The following is a 16,576-nucleotide window of genomic DNA, read 5'->3' on the forward strand; positions in this document are numbered from 1 at the left end:
TGCCGATAGCTATCGGCACGGCTTACTAACAGGCTTCACCAACTCGCCTGCAAGGGACTTCCACCCTCTGGAATAATTTGGTATCTTCGATACCAGATGCCCATGCTGGGCACACACAAAGCATATAGCTTATGGCGGGAGAACGACTGCCAGCAAGGTTTTCGCTTCGTAGCCAGCTTTGGTTTCATTGGACAGGAAAGTTCTTCGAAACCGCCACAAGCCATATGCAAAACGTTATGGTGCATTTTAATATGACAGACAAAAACACGAAATATCATTTATTTACATTAGGGACAGGGACTCTTTTTTTGACAACCTATTTCCTGCAAGACTACCTTTGGGAAAAAATATGGTTTTTTGCTGTAATTCCTTTAATGCTTTTAGGAATTGCCTTTTTTGTGTTTTTCGTTTTGTCAATAACTTATAAAAATCGAAAGGGCATTCTAATCGGGATTTTAATTTTAGGAATCATTTCGACATCAGAACTGATAAATTCAGAGGTGTTTAAAAGCAAAAAAATATTGGAAGCGACCCTGATGGACGATTTATCTGCAATTCATTTGACACTAAGAGCTGATAAGAAATTTGAAATGGTTTCTTCAAATATGTTTAATGAAGATTTCTATAAAGGGAATTACCATATTATAGACAACAAAATAATCTTTGAAGACAAACGATATAGTAATGATTTCATTCCTGATACATTGACAATCATTGGTGATAAAATCATCGTAAGATTTGATGAAAATGGGAATCCAGTTACAGACTTTGCTACATATTTTGACATTAAGAAAAACAGAATAAAAAACGCACCATAACAACTAGGTTTTCGTTGCGTGCGTAGCACGAACAATGATCCCGATAGCTATGCGGGACGCTGTTGCACTGCCTGTCCCGATAGCGAAGCGTATCGGGAGAACCGGAGAGGTTCTTATGGGGATTGAGTCGGGTTTTAAGTCTTTTATTTATGCAGGAAGTAGGTTTAAAAATGGGATGTTAGATTCCCGGTATCCTCAAAAGTTAGATTTTTTATAATTTATAAATCCTTCCTGAGATGTTTTGGATGTCATTTTTTATCGTTAGGACATAGTTATCCAATCCCCATCCTTTTTATTTTTTAAAAAGTAAGTGAATAGTAAGGAAGAAGTAATCATTTTTTCAGGACACGAATTGCTTCTTACTAAGATCCTTCACCAAGTCAACAGGACCGGATGCCAGAATACTTCGGTTCAGCCTTTTCATCCTCCGGAATTATTTGGTAACTTTAATACGCGATTCCAATATTGGGTACACACAAAACCTAAGAAATATGTCCCTCAGGCTTGATTTCTTAGTGGGAAGGCTAGCCGCAAAGCAGCCTAACATTTGGTTTAGAATTTTTAAAAACATTCGCATAATTTTTAAACATACGGCAATGAAAGATTCAATTATTGCAACCCTGCAAAAACACAAAAATGACTTTAAAAACACGGAAGATTTACAACCCTTAATCCAGGAAATAAAAGACAAAAGGATTGTAATGATTGGCGAGGCTTCACATGGTACGCATGAATATTACAAATGGAGGGCTAGAATTTCGAAAATATTGATGGAGGAACATGGGTTTGACTTCGTAGCCGTGGAAGGAGATTGGCCTCCATGTTATGAACTCAACCGCCACGTAAAAAATTACGCTGATGCCGAAGTAGCGACCGGAAAAGTATTCAAGAAATTTGAAAGATGGCCCTCTTGGATGTGGGCGAACTGGGAGGTGTACGAATGGGCGGAATGGCTTAGGCATTTTAATAAAGGTTTTCCCTTGAATAAACGAAAAGGCTTTTATGGATTAGATGTCTATAGCCTCTGGGAATCACTTGAGGCCATTATGGATTATCTGAAAAAAGAAGATCAAGCCGCTTTTGAGACCGCTACCACAGCAATGCGATGTTTCGAACCTTTTGGAGAAGGAGACGGACAGAAATATGCAATGTCAACAAGATTGGTACCCAAGGGATGTAGTGAAGAAGTAAGCCAACTGCTCTCTCAAATCAGAAGGAATGCGCCAAATTATAATACAGATCGAGAGCATGCTTTTAGCACCCAACAGAATGCGATAGTCATCAAAAATGCCGAAAACTATTACCGGATCATGGCATCTGGGAGTGCGTCTACATGGAACATGCGTGACAAACACATGATGGACACCTTAGACCGGCTGATGGAGTTTCACGGAAAAGCTGCGAAAGGAATCGTTTGGGCGCATAACACGCATATTGGAGATGCTTCCTACACAGACATGGGGGACCAAGGTTTGTATAACATAGGGGAACTTGGCCGTAAGGAATATGGAAAAAATAATGTCTCACTGATTGGCTTTGGAAGTTATCATGGAAGTGTTTTGGCTGGAAGATCTTGGGGAGCACCTGCAGAAAAAATGTACTTACCGATCGCTCCTGAAAACAGTTGGGAAGATTTGTGTCACCAGGCAGGAGAACAATTCCACATAAATTGTGAAGACCTGAAGTCAAATGCTGCACTACAAAGAAGAATTGCCCATCGTGCAGTGGGTGTAGTCTATAATCCAAAGCTTGAACGGTATGGAAACTATGTTCCGACAGTTATTCCGGAGCGATACGATCATTTTCTGTTCCTCAACGAAACGCAGGCATTGCATCAAATTGATATTTCTGTGGAGTCAGCAATGACTCCTGAAACTTTCCCATTTGGGGTTTAATCAAAAGCCTTGTTATGAGAAATAAAGAATATAAAGAAAAACGTGATTTCAGTAAAACAAATGAGCCATTTGGGGATAAGGGAAAAGGCAAAACGAACGAGCCTATTTTCGTGATCCAAAAACACGATGCCAGCCATCTCCATTATGACTTCAGAATTGAAATAGACGGAACACTGAAATCTTGGTCTGTCCCTAAGGGCCCGAGTACAGATCCCCATGAAAAGAGATTAGCTGTTCCCACCGAAGACCATCCTTTGGAATACGCAGACTTTGAAGGGATGATCCCTGAAGGACAATATGGAGGAGGAACGGTGATGATTTGGGATAGGGGAACTTTCGATAACATCGCGGAAGACGAAAAGGGTAAGCCAATCTCGCTCAAAAAATCATACGAAAATGGAACGGTAGAAATTTACCTGAAAGGAGAAAAGCTGAAAGGCGGTTACGCCCTTATCAAAATGAAGAGTGGCAATATGGAAGGAAACTGGCTACTGATAAAAATGGATGACGATAAGGCAGATGCACGTCGAAATCCTGTCAATACGGAAACGAAAAGCGTGAAAACAGGACGTAGCCTGGAAGAAATAAAAAAGGAAAAACCCAAATGAAAATCGAAGAAATTGAAATATCGAATCCAGACAAATTAATTTTTCCGGATAAGAAAATCACCAAGCTGGACATGGTGAAATACTACGATAAGGTCGCTGATAGAATGTTGCCTTTTCTAAAAGACCGACCATTGACACTTCAGCGCTTCCCAGACGGTATTGATAAGGAAGGCTTTTACCAAAAAAACGCCGGGGATTATTTCCCTGATTATGTCGAAACCGTTACAATAAAAACAGAAGAAGGAAGCAATACCCAGGTGATCTGCAATAACAAAAAAACCCTTATTTATTTAGCAAATCTGGGCACAGTGACTTTCCATATCTGGTTGGCGAAAAAGGACGATTTACATAAGCCCGATAAAGTGGTTTTTGATCTAGATCCACCAAAAGATTCTTTTGAAAGCGTAAAGGATGCCGCTGAAAAAATCGGGGAATTTCTTCGTAAAGAGGGCAAAGAACCAAAGTTGATGACGACAGGAAAAATCGGGTTTCATATCTGGTATCCCATAAGGCGCGACAAAAACTTCGATGAGCGCAGGGAAGAAGCGAAAGCACTTGCGGATAAAATGGAAGAAAAATATCCCGATATTCTGACCACCGCTATCCGGAAAAACAAAAGAGAGAATAAAGTTTTCATTGATTACCTCCGAAATGCATATGGTCAGACCTCAGTTTGTCCTTATTCACTTCGCCCCATATCCTCTTGCGGGGTGGCAACGCCTTTGGACTGGGATGAATTGTCAAAAATCAAAAAACCAGATCAGTATACTATTGCAAATCTTTTCAGACGCTTGGAGCATACAGATCAATCCATGTAGTATCTCCAAACTCAAGCGGTTTTTTATTCCGTAAATTCCCCGGAGCAAAAGTAAATTCACTTTATACCGAACAGGCTTCTAAGCCAAACTAATCCAAGCAAGGTAGACTAATCATGCCTTAATCAATATCAGAGACAACAGGTTAATGGAAAATAGTTTATTCAATAATTATCTTTTTGATCTCCTTGATTCTCTGGAACAGAATCTTTCTGCCTTTATAACAGACCAAAATCCCGAAAGTCTCCACCGTATCAGGATAGACCTAAAAAAAATAAAAGCCTTATTTTCCTTTGCTGAGTATATGAATAAAGAAAAATATGATGCTGCTAAGCTTAAGCCTCTATTTGGTGAAGCAGGAGAAATAAGGGAAATGCATCTAAACATTCAACTATTGAGTTCAGCTCCCCAACCTCCCAAAAGACTTATTACTCAGTTGAAGAAGGAAAAAAATATTCTCACTCAAGAGTTTATTGAAAATGGTTCAGGATATATCAAGCTTGTAAAGGATTTTAAAGGGGGAATTTGTTTTCCTGAAATACGGTGGCGAAAAAAAAGAATCATTAAGTACTTTAAAAAGGAGCAGAAAAAAACAAACGAAATACTCCAGAACATAGACAGAGAAGGCCTGCATGAATACCGAAAAAAAATAAAGAAACTGGTTTATGTATATAATGCCTTGCCAAAAAAAATTCAAAATAAAATTGACTTGAATGAAGCGGAAATTACGAAGCTGCAAAAGAGGCTGGGCGATTGGCACGACACTTATTCCGCGATTCATTTTCTTTCTAGAAAACCTTTACCTCTCAAGACAGCTGAATATGTTTTTAAGTTAAAAGAAGAAGAAAAAAGACGTTTTAATAAATTGGTCAAAAGCTTGATAAAGAAGCGGAAATGAAAGAGGCTTTAAGATGTCCTGCATGTATAATAGCGCCACCCCAAAAGCAACGATTCAAGAGAGTTTCTTGTCCTCCTAAATCGCCAACTTCTTGTAGGTATAAAGCAATCTATTTTAATCAAGTAAAATCGTCAAAACATTCAAAAGACTGCTTTTTTATATAGCCTCCCGGTTTCCTAGCCACCAAACTTCCCTTTCAGCATCGCCAGCTTGTCGGCCATCGAGCCTTCAGATTCTTTTGGCTGAGTTTTGACATCTGGCTTTTTTTCCATCTTTTTGCTACGCTCCGCAAATGGATCGGCCTTCATACTCAGCCCAATCCGCTTCCGGGCAATATCTACCTCCATGACGGTAACCTGCACTTTCTGATTTACTGATACGACCTCATTTGGATCTTTAATGAATCGGTCCGCCAAATGACTCAAGTGAACCAATCCGTCCTGATGAACTCCCACATCCACAAATGCACCAAAGGCTGTGATATTGGTAACCACACCAGGAAGCTTCATTCCTACTTTCAAGTCCGACATACTATTGACGCTTTCCTCGAAAGCAAAAACTTCAAAATTCGCTCTAGGATCTCTCCCTGGCTTGGCTAATTCCGCCAGGATATCCTGAAGTGTGGGTAAACCTACCGTATCGGAAACATACTTATTAAGCGAGATTTTATTTCGTAATTCCTCCGAGCTCATCAATTCCTCCACCGAAGCATTGACATCTTTCGCCATTTGGGCCACCAGTGCATAGCGCTCCGGATGCACAGCTGATCGATCTAGAAGTTGTTTGGCATGATTGATTCGAAGGAATCCCGCAGCTTGCTCAAATGCCTTTTCACCCAATCGGGGTACTTTTTTCAATTGAGCGCGGCTGGCAAAAGGTCCATTTTCATTTCTGAAGTCCACTATATTTTGAGCTAAGACTGGTCCAAGTCCAGACACGTAAGTCAGCAATTGTTTTGAAGCAGTATTCAAGTCCACCCCTACTCCATTTACCGCAGAGATCACAGTATCATCCAAGGCATTTTTCAAAGCATTTTGGTCTACATCGTGTTGGTATTGTCCCACACCTATAGATTTTGGGTCAATTTTCACAAGCTCTGCAAGGGGATCCATGAGTCTTCTACCAATCGAAACTGCCCCTCTTACAGTCAGATCCAAATCAGGAAATTCTTCTCTCGCCACATCAGATGCGGAATAAATCGATGCTCCTGCCTCATTCACCATTGTGACGATAACTGACTTAGGCAAATTAAGACGCTTGACAAAAGCCTCAGTTTCCCGACCTGCTGTTCCATTTCCAATTGCAATAGCCTGAATATTAAATTTCTCTGCTAGGCCTTTTACTGTCATTCCAGCCTCAGCTGTTTTTCGTTGAGGTTCATGAGGATAAATCGCCTCATAATGTAGAAACTGTCCCTGAGGACCTAGACAAACTAGCTTACAACCTGTACGGAATCCCGGATCAATTGCCATCACTGACTTTTCTCCCAACGGAGCGCCAAGCAATAACTGCTTGAGGTTCTCTGTAAAAACTTTGATTGCTTCTTCGTCTGCTTTTTTCTTAGTAATAAGCCGAACTTCAGTTTCCATACTTGGCTTGAGTAGTCTCTTGTAAGCATCTTTGATCGCCAATCTAACTTGATCTGCAGAGCTGTTTGAGGAATCTTGTAAGATTTCCTTTTCCATCAAATGGATTGCTGCAGCTTCTTCCGGGACAGTGTCCAATAGTAGAAAAAGCTCCTTCTCCCCTCTTCGCATGGCCAATACCCGATGCGAGGGAGCCGTTTTGATCGGTTCAGTCCATTCGAAATAATCCTTGTATTTGATCGCTTCTGCTTCTTTTCCAGGAATTACTCTGGAAGTAAAATTCCCTTCGGTCAAGAAGAGTTTTCTCATCTTTTCACGCAATTCAGCGTTTTCATTTACCCACTCTGCAATGATATCCCGAGCTCCTTGAAGTGCCTCCTCGATAGAATTGACCTCCTTTTCAGCATCCAAATAATTGCTGGCTTCAGATTCCAGATCAATGGATTTTTGGGAGAAAATTAATTCAGCCAAAGGCTCCAATCCTTTTTCCCGCGCAATCATCCCTTTGGTTCGTCGCTTTGGCTTGTATGGCAAATAGATATCTTCCAGCTTGGACATGGTTTCTGCTCCCTTCACTTTGCCCTCCAGCTCGGGAGTTAGTTTCCCTTGTTCCTGTATAGATTTGAGAATTGCTTCCTTTCGTTTATCCAATTCTCGCAACTGCTCCACCCGATCACGGATTCCCGCCACTTGCACCTCATCCAACTCTCCTGTAGCTTCCTTTCGATATCTGGAGATAAAAGGCACCGTACCTCCACCATCCAATAATTCTAGCGTAGCTTTGACTTGATTTGGGCGAATTTGCAATTCTTGGGCAATCTGTAACTCGTAATTCATGGGTACTATAAAGTAAAATTGAACCGCAAGTTAAGCCTCATTTTGAATCGAAAAACGAGAAATGTACTTCCTGTCACTAAGGCTTTGAAAATGTGCAGGTAAATTTGTGATATTAAAAATTGAAAGATTGTAAGATTTTAAAATTATAAAATTTGAATATCCTCGTTGAAAACGAAGCCTTAGAGATTCCTAGAAACCTAAAAAATTCGCTTTTACCTTGTAAATCGTAAATCACAGATGAAAATAGATTGGAAAAAAGAAATTAAATCTTGGGGCTTGATCCTCAGCTTGTTTGCCTTTTTATATTTCACAGGACTTCTTCCTGTGGTTCAAGGGGCCATCCAATCGGTTTTACTTTCGACAGGATTGATCAAACCAAAGCTGGAGCTTGTGGATTTATCAAATCAAGATTTTAATTATCGAGGTAGATTTTTAGACTTTGACGGAAATGAAATTTTGCTGGAATCTTACCGAGGTAAAACGCTATTTATTAATCTTTGGGCTTCTTGGTGTGGACCTTGCCGTGCAGAGATGCCGCATATTTCCGAATTGTATAAATCATTGGAAAATGAACCGAATATTGAATTTCTCTTGGTAGGATTGGATAATGACATTGAGAAAAGCAGAAATTTCCTCGACGGAAAAAGTTGGACTTTCCCCACTGCTCATGCCAGTTTTGGGTTGAATTCTTCGCTTCAAAGTCAGTCTATCCCCACCACCTTGGTAGTCAGCCCGGAGGGTAAAATCGTTTTTTACCAAGAAGGAATGAGCAATTTCAACTCCGATGAATTTCGGGATTTTTTAAAAAATCTGTAAGCCCTAATTAGATTAAAACTCAAAAAAATGAGCTATTTGGAAATCAAAAACCAAATAACTCATGGAAGATTTAATCCAGCTCAGAGCATTTCTTGAAAAAAATCTTCTAACTCTTTGCCCACCCCTTCAGGTAAGAAAAAACGAAGCTAGGCTTTTCGAGGTGGCAGGAACCAAAGAAACTATGCAAGGAAAACAGCTTGTTTCAGGCTTATACTTTGCGTCCATCATCCCAAAACCAAAGGATGTTCGATTCTATTTTTTTCCGATTTACACGAATCCTGAGGAATTCGAATGGATTTCCCCAGCGATGAAAAAATGCCTCAAAGGCAAAAGTTGTTTCCATTTTAAAAAACTTGATTATGAGCTTCAAAATGAGTTTTTTAAAATGATTAGTCATGGGGTAATGCTTTATGGTGAAAAAGGCTTGATATGAAAAATTGAATTTTTTCAGCTAAATCCGCTAAATTAAAGGGATTCAAAACCCATAGCCATGAAAAATTTACTCGGATTTTCGATTTTGCTACTTGCTAGCTTCACTTCTTTTGCACAAGAAATCCCATCCTCCGCTATCCAGATCAAAACCGCATTGATGGCAGCACCAGATGAAAAGAAAGATGGTGCGATGATTTATGGATATACCTCATCAGGAGAATGGACCGTACTTCGCAAAGGGACTAATGACTTGATATGTATCACAGATGATCCTGCTGGTAAAGGTTTTAGTGTGGCTTGCTATCACGACAGCGCCGAACCATTTATGGAGCGAGGCCGTCAATTGAAAAAAGAAGGAAAAGGCTTTCAGGAAATTTTTAACACTAGAGAGTCGGAAGGAAAAAGTGGAAAGCTAAAACTTCCAAAAGATGGGTCTACTCTTTATGTTTTGACTGCTGAAGCTGAAAATTACAATCCCCAAACAGGAGATGTGAAAGACACTTATTTGAGATATGTAGTCTACATCCCTTGGGCCACTTCCGAATCTACAGGACTTCCACTTAAAGCCTATGCACCTGGGATGCCTTGGATAATGGATCCGGGAACTCACCGCGCACACATCATGATTACTCCTCCTAGAAACTGATTTTAGCTCTTATTTCCCAGTTCGAAAGAAAAAAAAGCCAATCCTCAAGCTATTGGGGGGTTATAACTTCTTTTTTCTTTTAATTTGAACCATCTTTTCAGTCCCTATGAGCGAAAACAACCCAAAGGTAAAGGAAGCTAGTGTAGATAAAAATGAGGTCGTGGATTCCTTTCTGGAAGAATTTCACAGTTTCAATAGCGGTGTGGCAACCCAAAATTCTCCCACACAACTTTACACCTATCTCTGCAGCGATGGCGCAAAATTACTGGATGCTTATTGTCAAACTGGCGAGAAAACCCTAGAAATAGTGGGTTTAAACTCGGAGGTAACAGACCCTGATCTCTACCTGCTTCATTTTTCATTTCCTGATCGGTTCAAGACAGTATTCTTATTAGTACGTGACATCCTGCTTCAACTCAGTATTGCAAAACTTCGTGCTTTGGAAAACTTGGTATCCGAAGCAGAAGTGATTACACACTTTGAAGAGTCAAAACTACTTCTGACCACAGAATCTGAGAAATGCCTGAATTACTTTAGGTTGGAGCGAGAAACCATGCAGGCCAAACCTGAAGTTCTGAAGCGGAAATTAGAATCAGTTAAGCATTTCTCAAATCCCTGGAAAACCTATCAGGCGCAGTTTGAAATGCTTTCGGAACAGCTAAAAGAAATAGACCTCAATGATAATCGGCTTGAACAAACCATCGCGCAATTTCGACAGATCAGCGAACTAGTTATTCAAATGCGAGGCGATGTCCTCAAAATCAATGACCTTTTTGCTAATAAGGTTGAAAAATGCCTAGAATACCTCAAAGGGATTACTGATAAAGAAACCCTTGATCAAACCATTAAATCTTTTGATGAGCTGATCAATTTGGGTATAGGTCAAGAGATCCGTTCTGAAAGTACCATGCGAAATCTCGAAGACTCGGTCAATAAGCTCCCTTCACTTTCTATCCCTGTAAATTCTCAGGAAGGGTTTCTGATTTTGAAAAAAATTGACTTCAGAAAAACTATCCAAAAATGGATGGATTACGAGATCTTGCCCTACTTAATCGATCTTTGGGATGGTCAGGAAGCTACTTTTTCGCATATGATGCATGTGGTTACACAGATCAAAAGCAGTCTTCTCGTGGCTAAAAAAACCCAAAACCATAATGGTTTTAATGCTGAGACCGCCTCTCTAGATTCCATTTTGCAGGAGCAGAACACTGATATTTCGAATAGTAAAGAACTCGTAGCACATATTGAGACTGAACTTGGAAAGAAATTCAAAGTAACTGAAGTCTTTACCCAAGATGAATACCTCAAAGTACCACTTCAAAATAATTTCAACAGATTAACCAATAATAAACAGGGGAATCTAAGTTTGATCACAGCTAAAATCTCTCAGCTGTTCAAAAGTGTGGGCAAACAAGTCAAGGATGTCAAGGAAAAAACACCGCATCAGAAGCTTGAAATCGCATTGGAAATCCTTGAGACCAGAAATGAAAAGGAAACTCCTGATCATTACCATTCCCTTTTCCTAAACAAGAATTTCATCGGTGACCTCTTTTTGGTCAAACGAAGTAGTCAGGAAGAAGCGTTGGAGAAAGTGGTTGACTTTTGGAAAAAAGGCCAAAATAGATCGTTAGTAGTGCTGGGAGATCCGCTGAGTGGTAAATCCACTTTATTGGAATTTGGAACCCACCTTTTCAAGTCCAAGGATGTCCATTATTTGGTGCCGGGTGGAGATATTAGTATTGAAGGAAGAAAACTCAAGACCAGCAAGGATCTGGGAGAAGCTCTAAATTTTGTAAAGCGATCTATCAGCAATACCAAACCTATTCTAGTCATAGATGATCTTCATCTCTGGCGGGACAAGGATTCTTCCCTTATAGCAAATGCTACTGCTCTAATAGATTTTATCAGTTCCAATGCCTCAAAGGTCTTTGTCATTGTCGGGATAACTAATTCTCTTCGATTGCATCTGGACACACGAATGCCATTTTCTCAAGCATTCACCAATATTCTAGATACGAATACAGCCACCCTTGAGGAAATCTACAAAGCAGTCATGCTCAGACACGGTGCATCTCATCGAGCTATTTTTGAAAAAGAGGATACTTTGATGTACGAGCCACAACTTCGAAAAAAAATAGCCTGGCTAGCTAAGAAATTTGACTACAATATTGGAGCGGTGTTGCAAGCTTGGATTTTCTGCACAGATATTGAACCCGACAGTTCAATCCGTTTCACCGAAAAAGAAACACACTTAAATGACTTTCTTTCGACCAAAGAAATGTTGATTCTAAAAAACTGCCTGCTCTTTGGTTATTGCAGTGATCTAGAGCTTAAAAACTTATTTACAGATCGCTATGAGTTGGAGTATAAGCCTACTGTGCGAAAACTACTGAATATTGGCATTTTGGATCGAGATAACAGTGGCTTCCTTATCGTGAAAAACTCCGTCAGGCAGGATATTTATTCAATTTTAAAATACCGTGAATTACTCGCCTAATTGGCTCTATTTGATATGAACAACTGGAATGATCTTTTCGCATTAATTCTAATCGTCTTTGCGATCTACCTTGTCCTTTCCTTTTGTTTTTTCCTGATTACCCGCTACCTCAAGAAAAAACGGATCAATGACCGTTATTTTGCTTTAATCAAAAAAATGAGGCTTTTCTACAAGCCTATCGCTTGGATGATCGTCATAGCCGGATTTATCTCTTTGGATCCCATTACTCATGGCTTGGTGATCTTGCTGATTGCAGGTTTTAGCTATCGGCAATTAGGAAATTACATCAGTGGGCTTTTCATTCGGTCCAGCACAATGGTAGTCGCTGGAACTTTGGTTCAGGCAGGGAAAATCCGAGGGAGAATCAATCGGATCGGAAGTTTAGGAATGGTACTGGGTACCGATCAAGGAGAGCGTTGGGTTTGGTATAGATCATTTGATAGAGCAGGTTTCACATTGATCTCAAATCAGACGAATGTCCAACAGCGTGCGATCTACCTTAAAACCGAACTCAAAAAAGAAAGCCTTCTTAATTTGATTTTTGATCATCCCATATTGGCTTTGGGTAAGGCAAGCAATTTAAAGGCACTTGAAAGTGAAAACACTTATTTGCTGCACTACACTTTGGTAAGAGGTGCGCAGCACGAAGACTTCATCAACTATTTGCATGACAATAAAGTCATGACCAATCAAACTGAAAAATTTGAATCCTAATGGAACTTATATCTTCCTATAATCTGATCATTGAGTTTTCAGTGATCATCATTTTATCCTTCCTTTTCAACGGTCTTTCAAAAAAGACTAATATTCCAGCAGTCCTTATGCTGATCGCATTGGGCTTGATGTTACAGTACATCCTAGAATATTTCACCACTGATTCGATCGATTTTTTCCCAATTTTAGAAGTATTAGGTATTGTTGGATTGATTATGATCGTGCTTGAGGCTGCCCTAGAACTTGAACTAAAACGAGAAAAACTACTTCCTATTCTCAAATCACTTGGTGTAGCATTAATTGGTTTGATGGCGTCTGTTTGGGCGGCAGCCAGTATTCTTTATTATTATATTCCGGAGATGTCTATGCAGTCGGCATGGCTATACGCTACTCCATTATCGATACTCTCGAGTGCGATAATTATTCCAAGTGTATCAGGTTTGAAGGGGAAAAAGAGAGAGTTTCACATCTATGAAAGCACTTTTTCTGATATACTGGGAATTATGCTTTTCTACTTCCTAACCGGAAAACTCAATCCAGCGGAAGACTCAGGCTTGGTAGGTTTTGGTGGAAATCTCTTACTAACTATCGTCATCTCATTGGTAGCGAGTTACGCAATCATTTTGGTTTTTCAGAAAATCAAAAGCAATGTAAAGCTCTTTCTATTGATTGCAGTTTTGCTCCTACTCTATGCATTGGGAAAAAAAATGCACCTCTCCTCTTTGATTATTATTCTAATTTTTGGATTGGTTATCGCCAATATGAAACTATTTTTCAAAGGCAAGCTTTCCAGTTTATTAGATTACGCCAAAGCACATCAAATCTATCATGAACTGCATACGATTACCGCTGAGACGGCCTTTGTGGTGAGAACCCTCTTCTTTGTGATTTTTGGTTTGACAATAGCAATCACCTCCTTATTTGACTTGCAAGTAGCCTTGATCAGTTGTCTTCTGATCGGATCTATTTATGGGATCCGAATTGTTTTGCTATTGATTTTTGAAGGGAAAGACATTATCCCTCAAGCTTTCATTGCCCCAAGAGGATTGATTACCGTGCTGTTATTTTATGCGATACCTGTGGAAGCCCAAGTGAAAAGCTTTGAACCTGGAATTTTGCTATTTGTGATTATTGGAACCAGTGTGATTATGACTTTTGCCATGATCTATGAAAAACGAAGAAGCTCCAAAGCCCTTCAAATAGCAGAAAGTCGTACTGTTGGATCGATTAAATGGAAAGTTCCTAGTGTATTGGATAATGGAGGAAATGGTGAGAAAAAGTAAAAATACCCGTAGATCCAGAAAATAATATCCTAATTCCGCTCGGATGATCTAATGCTTGAAAAATTCTAAAGCTTTCTTTTTACTGCTGACTTTCTATTTAAAAAACTAAATCTGCTTTTGCGCCAAGCTCAAAAGCAGATCTTTAAGTTAATTGGCATTTATAGGATCTTTGAAAAACATATTCGGAAATTCCTTAATTGCTCTTTCTAGATCGAATTACAACAGGGATGGGTTTATCAGATACGCATCTAGGACAAATAACCGCGTTTTCATTTAGCTTCTGTCCTTTCCGAATTGCCTCATGTCCGCTATTAAAGGGACCCAAATAATCCCGGTCATAAGCAGTTGGAATCAATTCACAATCTCTTTCATGAACCTCAAATTTGCCTTCAGAATTGGGAGTAGTTGCCAAGTAATAAAATTTCATTTGGTAAAAAGTATGATGTGCCTGTAAAAGTACCAAGTCAAAACTCTCAAAAAAATACCCATAAATGGGTATTTTTAGAATGTTTTAAATGATTAGTAGGGTAAATTTACTTGATTCCGTCGGTTTTCTTCTTCAATTCAGACTGCCGCATAGGCATGGAATCAATTTGCTTTATCAATTTCTCCAAGGAAAAATCTTTGGATTGCCCCATGGATTTTATCCCTCCATCAAGTCCAATCAAAAAGTATTCAGACCCGTATTTTTCATGCAGTTTTAAGAATTCACTTTGATCTATTTCACCTTTAAAATTCGAGTTTATTAGGTTTCCGGATTCAAAAGCAAAAAACAACAACTTTCTCTCTTTCAGATCAGATGGATTTACTGATTCAAAATAATTTTTGGGAATATCAAAAGTGACAATTAAGCGATTTTCCCATTTAAAATCATTCAATTGTTTTTTGGAAAAAGGTATTGAAATCAGCATAAAAGCAAAAATGATAAAGAGTTTCATACTCTTTCAACTCTTTAATATTCAATTGGTTTATCATTTTCCCAAATAATCATTCAATAGATTTTCCCATTCTTCTTCAAGCGTACCTTGGTAAACAGCCACCCCCGCTCGACGGTACCAATATTCTGCATTCCATTGATCTCCTTCTTTACGATGTAAGTAGGCATGGATTCGGGCTGCATCTTTTCCCTCCAACTGATCTACTTGATCATGTGCTTTTTTCCAATCCCCATTTCCATCATACCATAAGGCAAGTAGTATAGGAGAAGCATTTTCATTTATCAGATCACTATTTAAAAATTCTTCGATCGCTTTCATTGATTTACCCTTTTGTGTTTCAATTCAATAGTAAAGAAAACAACTTCTTGAAAAGGTTTAACCTTCTGTGACTTTTTCGTGATATCCTAAGTCCAAATTTGTCTCAAACAAAACCAATAAAACCATGAAAAAAGTACTTATTCTATTTTATGTTACCTTCTTAGGCTTAGTGAGCTGCTCAGATGATCCCGATCCAATCACAATTGATCCTACAAGACCAACTGGCGCTTTGAATGTATTACGATCAGGAAGCTTTGTAGATCAAAATGGTGCAGGCTCCACTGGAACCGCGGCACTGGGAACAGATTCACAAGGAAAAGAATTTTTGCAGTTTAATCAGGCATTCAATACTGCCTTGGCAACAGGAACTGTTACCGTGTTTCTTTCTACTTCAGCAGCTTTTATGGCAGACCCGGGAAATGGCAACCCAAATCTATTACCTCTTGGACCAGTAAGGAACTCCGGAGAAAACTTCTTTGCAATCCCATCCGGCCAAAGTACATCAAAATACACGCATGTAATTCTATGGTGCGGTTCTGTTGGGATTCCATTTGGTAATGCACAATTGCAATAGTATGGCTGGAATTAAAAAAATTAATAAAAGTTGTTTTTTCACCTCTCTTCCCCTAGCGTTATGCTTGGGGATGAGTCTTTTGCATTCCTCCGTCGCAGTTGGCCAAAGTGGATGGACCAAAGAAAAAAAAGAGGGCTTCTATCAATTAAGTTATCAATCCTTGGTTTCCAAGGATTATTACACATTAGGTGGCGAGCTACTTGAGACCAATCAGTTTTCCCAGCAATCCATAGTTTTTTATGGTGAATATGGGGTGACAGATAAATTCACCATTATCGCCAACCTACCACTTCAAACTTGGAATGGGTTTGAAAACACTCAAAAAGTAAGCGGATTGGGAGATTTAAGGCTGGAGTTTAAGCATGCAATTTTGAAAAAATACTTACCCCTAACTATTTCGGTAGCTCCCGAGTTACCAATTGGAAAAGCTAATAATTTTGCAAAAAGTACAATCAATGACTTTGAGCAGATCAACCTACCCTCCGGAGATGGGGAATTTAATGTCTGGTCCACTATAGCGACTTCTTTTTCACTTCCAAACGCACCATTATACGGAAGTATTTTCGGGGCTTATAATGTTAGAACTGAATACGATGGAATTCAATTTAATGATCAATATGCCTTGGGAGCAGAGGTCGGCTACCAAATCGCTAAAAAAGTCTGGATTAATGCCCGTTTGAATGCTTTGGCAACTGTTGGCGATGTGCTTGTGGCTACTGACTTTGTGCGAGGAGATGGTACTGAATATACCAGCATTAGCTTTGGAGCAAGTGTGCCTGTGTACAAAAAGCTTCACCTCAATCTGAATTATAGAAATTTTAATGACCTGATATTTGACCGTAAAAACCTTTATTCTTCGGGAGTTGTCAGTATCGGAATATACTACGAACGGAAATAAACG

General features: G+C 39.4%; 17 protein-coding genes. 13 read left to right on the forward strand and 4 right to left on the reverse strand.

The annotated features are described in order from the left end of the window. Positions 1-131 precede the first annotated feature (131 nt). The 5 genes from P8O16_RS02220 (at position 132) to P8O16_RS02240 (ending at position 5,034) form a co-directional block, all read left to right on the forward strand. Positions 132-818 (forward strand): hypothetical protein, encoded by a 687-nt coding sequence (locus P8O16_RS02220; protein WP_300310413.1) that lies wholly within the window; start codon positions 132-134, stop codon positions 816-818. 596 nt (positions 819-1,414) lie between these two features. Beyond that, positions 1,415-2,713, forward strand: a complete 1,299-nt coding sequence (locus tag P8O16_RS02225) for an erythromycin esterase family protein (RefSeq protein WP_300310415.1) — start codon at positions 1,415-1,417, stop codon at positions 2,711-2,713. Between the two features lie 14 nt (positions 2,714-2,727). After that, on the forward strand, positions 2,728-3,321 hold the full coding sequence (locus P8O16_RS02230; RefSeq protein ID WP_300310417.1) for a DNA polymerase ligase N-terminal domain-containing protein: 594 nt from the start codon (positions 2,728-2,730) through the stop codon (positions 3,319-3,321). Beyond that, positions 3,318-4,139 (forward strand): non-homologous end-joining DNA ligase, encoded by an 822-nt coding sequence (gene ligD / locus P8O16_RS02235; RefSeq protein WP_300310420.1) that lies wholly within the window; start codon positions 3,318-3,320, stop codon positions 4,137-4,139. Before P8O16_RS02230 ends, ligD begins: the two co-directional genes overlap by 4 nt. Positions 4,140-4,284: 145 nt before the next feature. Then, positions 4,285-5,034, forward strand: coding sequence for a CHAD domain-containing protein (locus tag P8O16_RS02240; protein ID WP_300310422.1), 750 nt, complete (start codon positions 4,285-4,287; stop codon positions 5,032-5,034). Positions 5,035-5,210: 176 nt separating this feature from the next. On the opposite strand, the gene P8O16_RS02245 is transcribed toward P8O16_RS02240, so the two are convergent. After that, the gene (locus P8O16_RS02245) at positions 5,211-7,457 is read right to left on the reverse strand and encodes a Tex family protein (protein ID WP_300310425.1); all 2,247 of its coding nucleotides are present in this window, start codon (positions 7,455-7,457) and stop codon (positions 5,211-5,213) included. A gap of 243 nt (positions 7,458-7,700) precedes the next feature. Here P8O16_RS02245 and P8O16_RS02250 point away from each other — a divergent pair, with 243 nt between their 5' ends. From P8O16_RS02250 to P8O16_RS02275, 6 genes are all read left to right on the forward strand, one after another. After that, on the forward strand, positions 7,701-8,273 hold the full coding sequence (locus tag P8O16_RS02250; protein WP_300310487.1) for a TlpA disulfide reductase family protein: 573 nt from the start codon (positions 7,701-7,703) through the stop codon (positions 8,271-8,273). 61 nt (positions 8,274-8,334) lie between these two features. Further along, complete coding sequence (locus P8O16_RS02255) at positions 8,335-8,706, forward strand: hypothetical protein (RefSeq protein WP_300310427.1); 372 nt, start codon at positions 8,335-8,337, stop codon at positions 8,704-8,706. A 57-nt stretch (positions 8,707-8,763) separates the two neighbouring features. Continuing rightward, on the forward strand, positions 8,764-9,351 hold the full coding sequence (locus P8O16_RS02260) for a hypothetical protein (protein WP_300310429.1): 588 nt from the start codon (positions 8,764-8,766) through the stop codon (positions 9,349-9,351). A 106-nt stretch (positions 9,352-9,457) separates the two neighbouring features. Further along, positions 9,458-11,848 (forward strand): hypothetical protein, encoded by a 2,391-nt coding sequence (locus tag P8O16_RS02265; RefSeq protein ID WP_300310431.1) that lies wholly within the window; start codon positions 9,458-9,460, stop codon positions 11,846-11,848. A gap of 15 nt (positions 11,849-11,863) precedes the next feature. After that, a complete protein-coding gene (locus P8O16_RS02270) occupies positions 11,864-12,562 on the forward strand; it encodes a hypothetical protein (protein WP_300310434.1) in 699 nt (232 codons plus the stop codon). Next, complete coding sequence (locus tag P8O16_RS02275) at positions 12,562-13,845, forward strand: cation:proton antiporter (protein ID WP_300310436.1); 1,284 nt, start codon at positions 12,562-12,564, stop codon at positions 13,843-13,845. Before P8O16_RS02270 ends, P8O16_RS02275 begins: the two co-directional genes overlap by 1 nt. A 193-nt stretch (positions 13,846-14,038) precedes the next feature. On the opposite strand, the gene P8O16_RS02280 is transcribed toward P8O16_RS02275, so the two are convergent. The 3 genes from P8O16_RS02280 to P8O16_RS02290 all read right to left on the reverse strand — a co-directional run bounded on the left by P8O16_RS02280 (position 14,039) and on the right by P8O16_RS02290 (position 15,101). Then, complete coding sequence (locus tag P8O16_RS02280) at positions 14,039-14,272, reverse strand: hypothetical protein (RefSeq protein ID WP_300310439.1); 234 nt, start codon at positions 14,270-14,272, stop codon at positions 14,039-14,041. Between the two features lie 106 nt (positions 14,273-14,378). Continuing rightward, on the reverse strand, positions 14,379-14,783 hold the full coding sequence (locus P8O16_RS02285; protein ID WP_300310441.1) for a DUF4174 domain-containing protein: 405 nt from the start codon (positions 14,781-14,783) through the stop codon (positions 14,379-14,381). Positions 14,784-14,816: 33 nt separating this feature from the next. Then, positions 14,817-15,101 carry a hypothetical protein gene (locus tag P8O16_RS02290; RefSeq protein ID WP_300310443.1) on the reverse strand — a complete coding sequence of 95 codons (285 nt, stop codon included), beginning with the start codon at positions 15,099-15,101 and terminating at the stop codon, positions 14,817-14,819. A gap of 124 nt (positions 15,102-15,225) precedes the next feature. On the opposite strand from P8O16_RS02290, the gene P8O16_RS02295 reads away from it, so the two are divergent. After that, positions 15,226-15,675, forward strand: coding sequence for a DM13 domain-containing protein (locus P8O16_RS02295; RefSeq protein ID WP_300310445.1), 450 nt, complete (start codon positions 15,226-15,228; stop codon positions 15,673-15,675). A gap of 1 nt (position 15,676) precedes the next feature. Next, entirely contained in the window at positions 15,677-16,573 is an 897-nt protein-coding gene (locus P8O16_RS02300; RefSeq protein WP_300310447.1) for a hypothetical protein, read from the forward strand. The last annotated feature ends 3 nt before the right edge of the window (positions 16,574-16,576 follow it).

The organism is Algoriphagus sp. (assembly GCF_029254265.1).
In the GTDB taxonomy this organism is placed as follows: domain Bacteria; phylum Bacteroidota; class Bacteroidia; order Cytophagales; family Cyclobacteriaceae; genus Algoriphagus.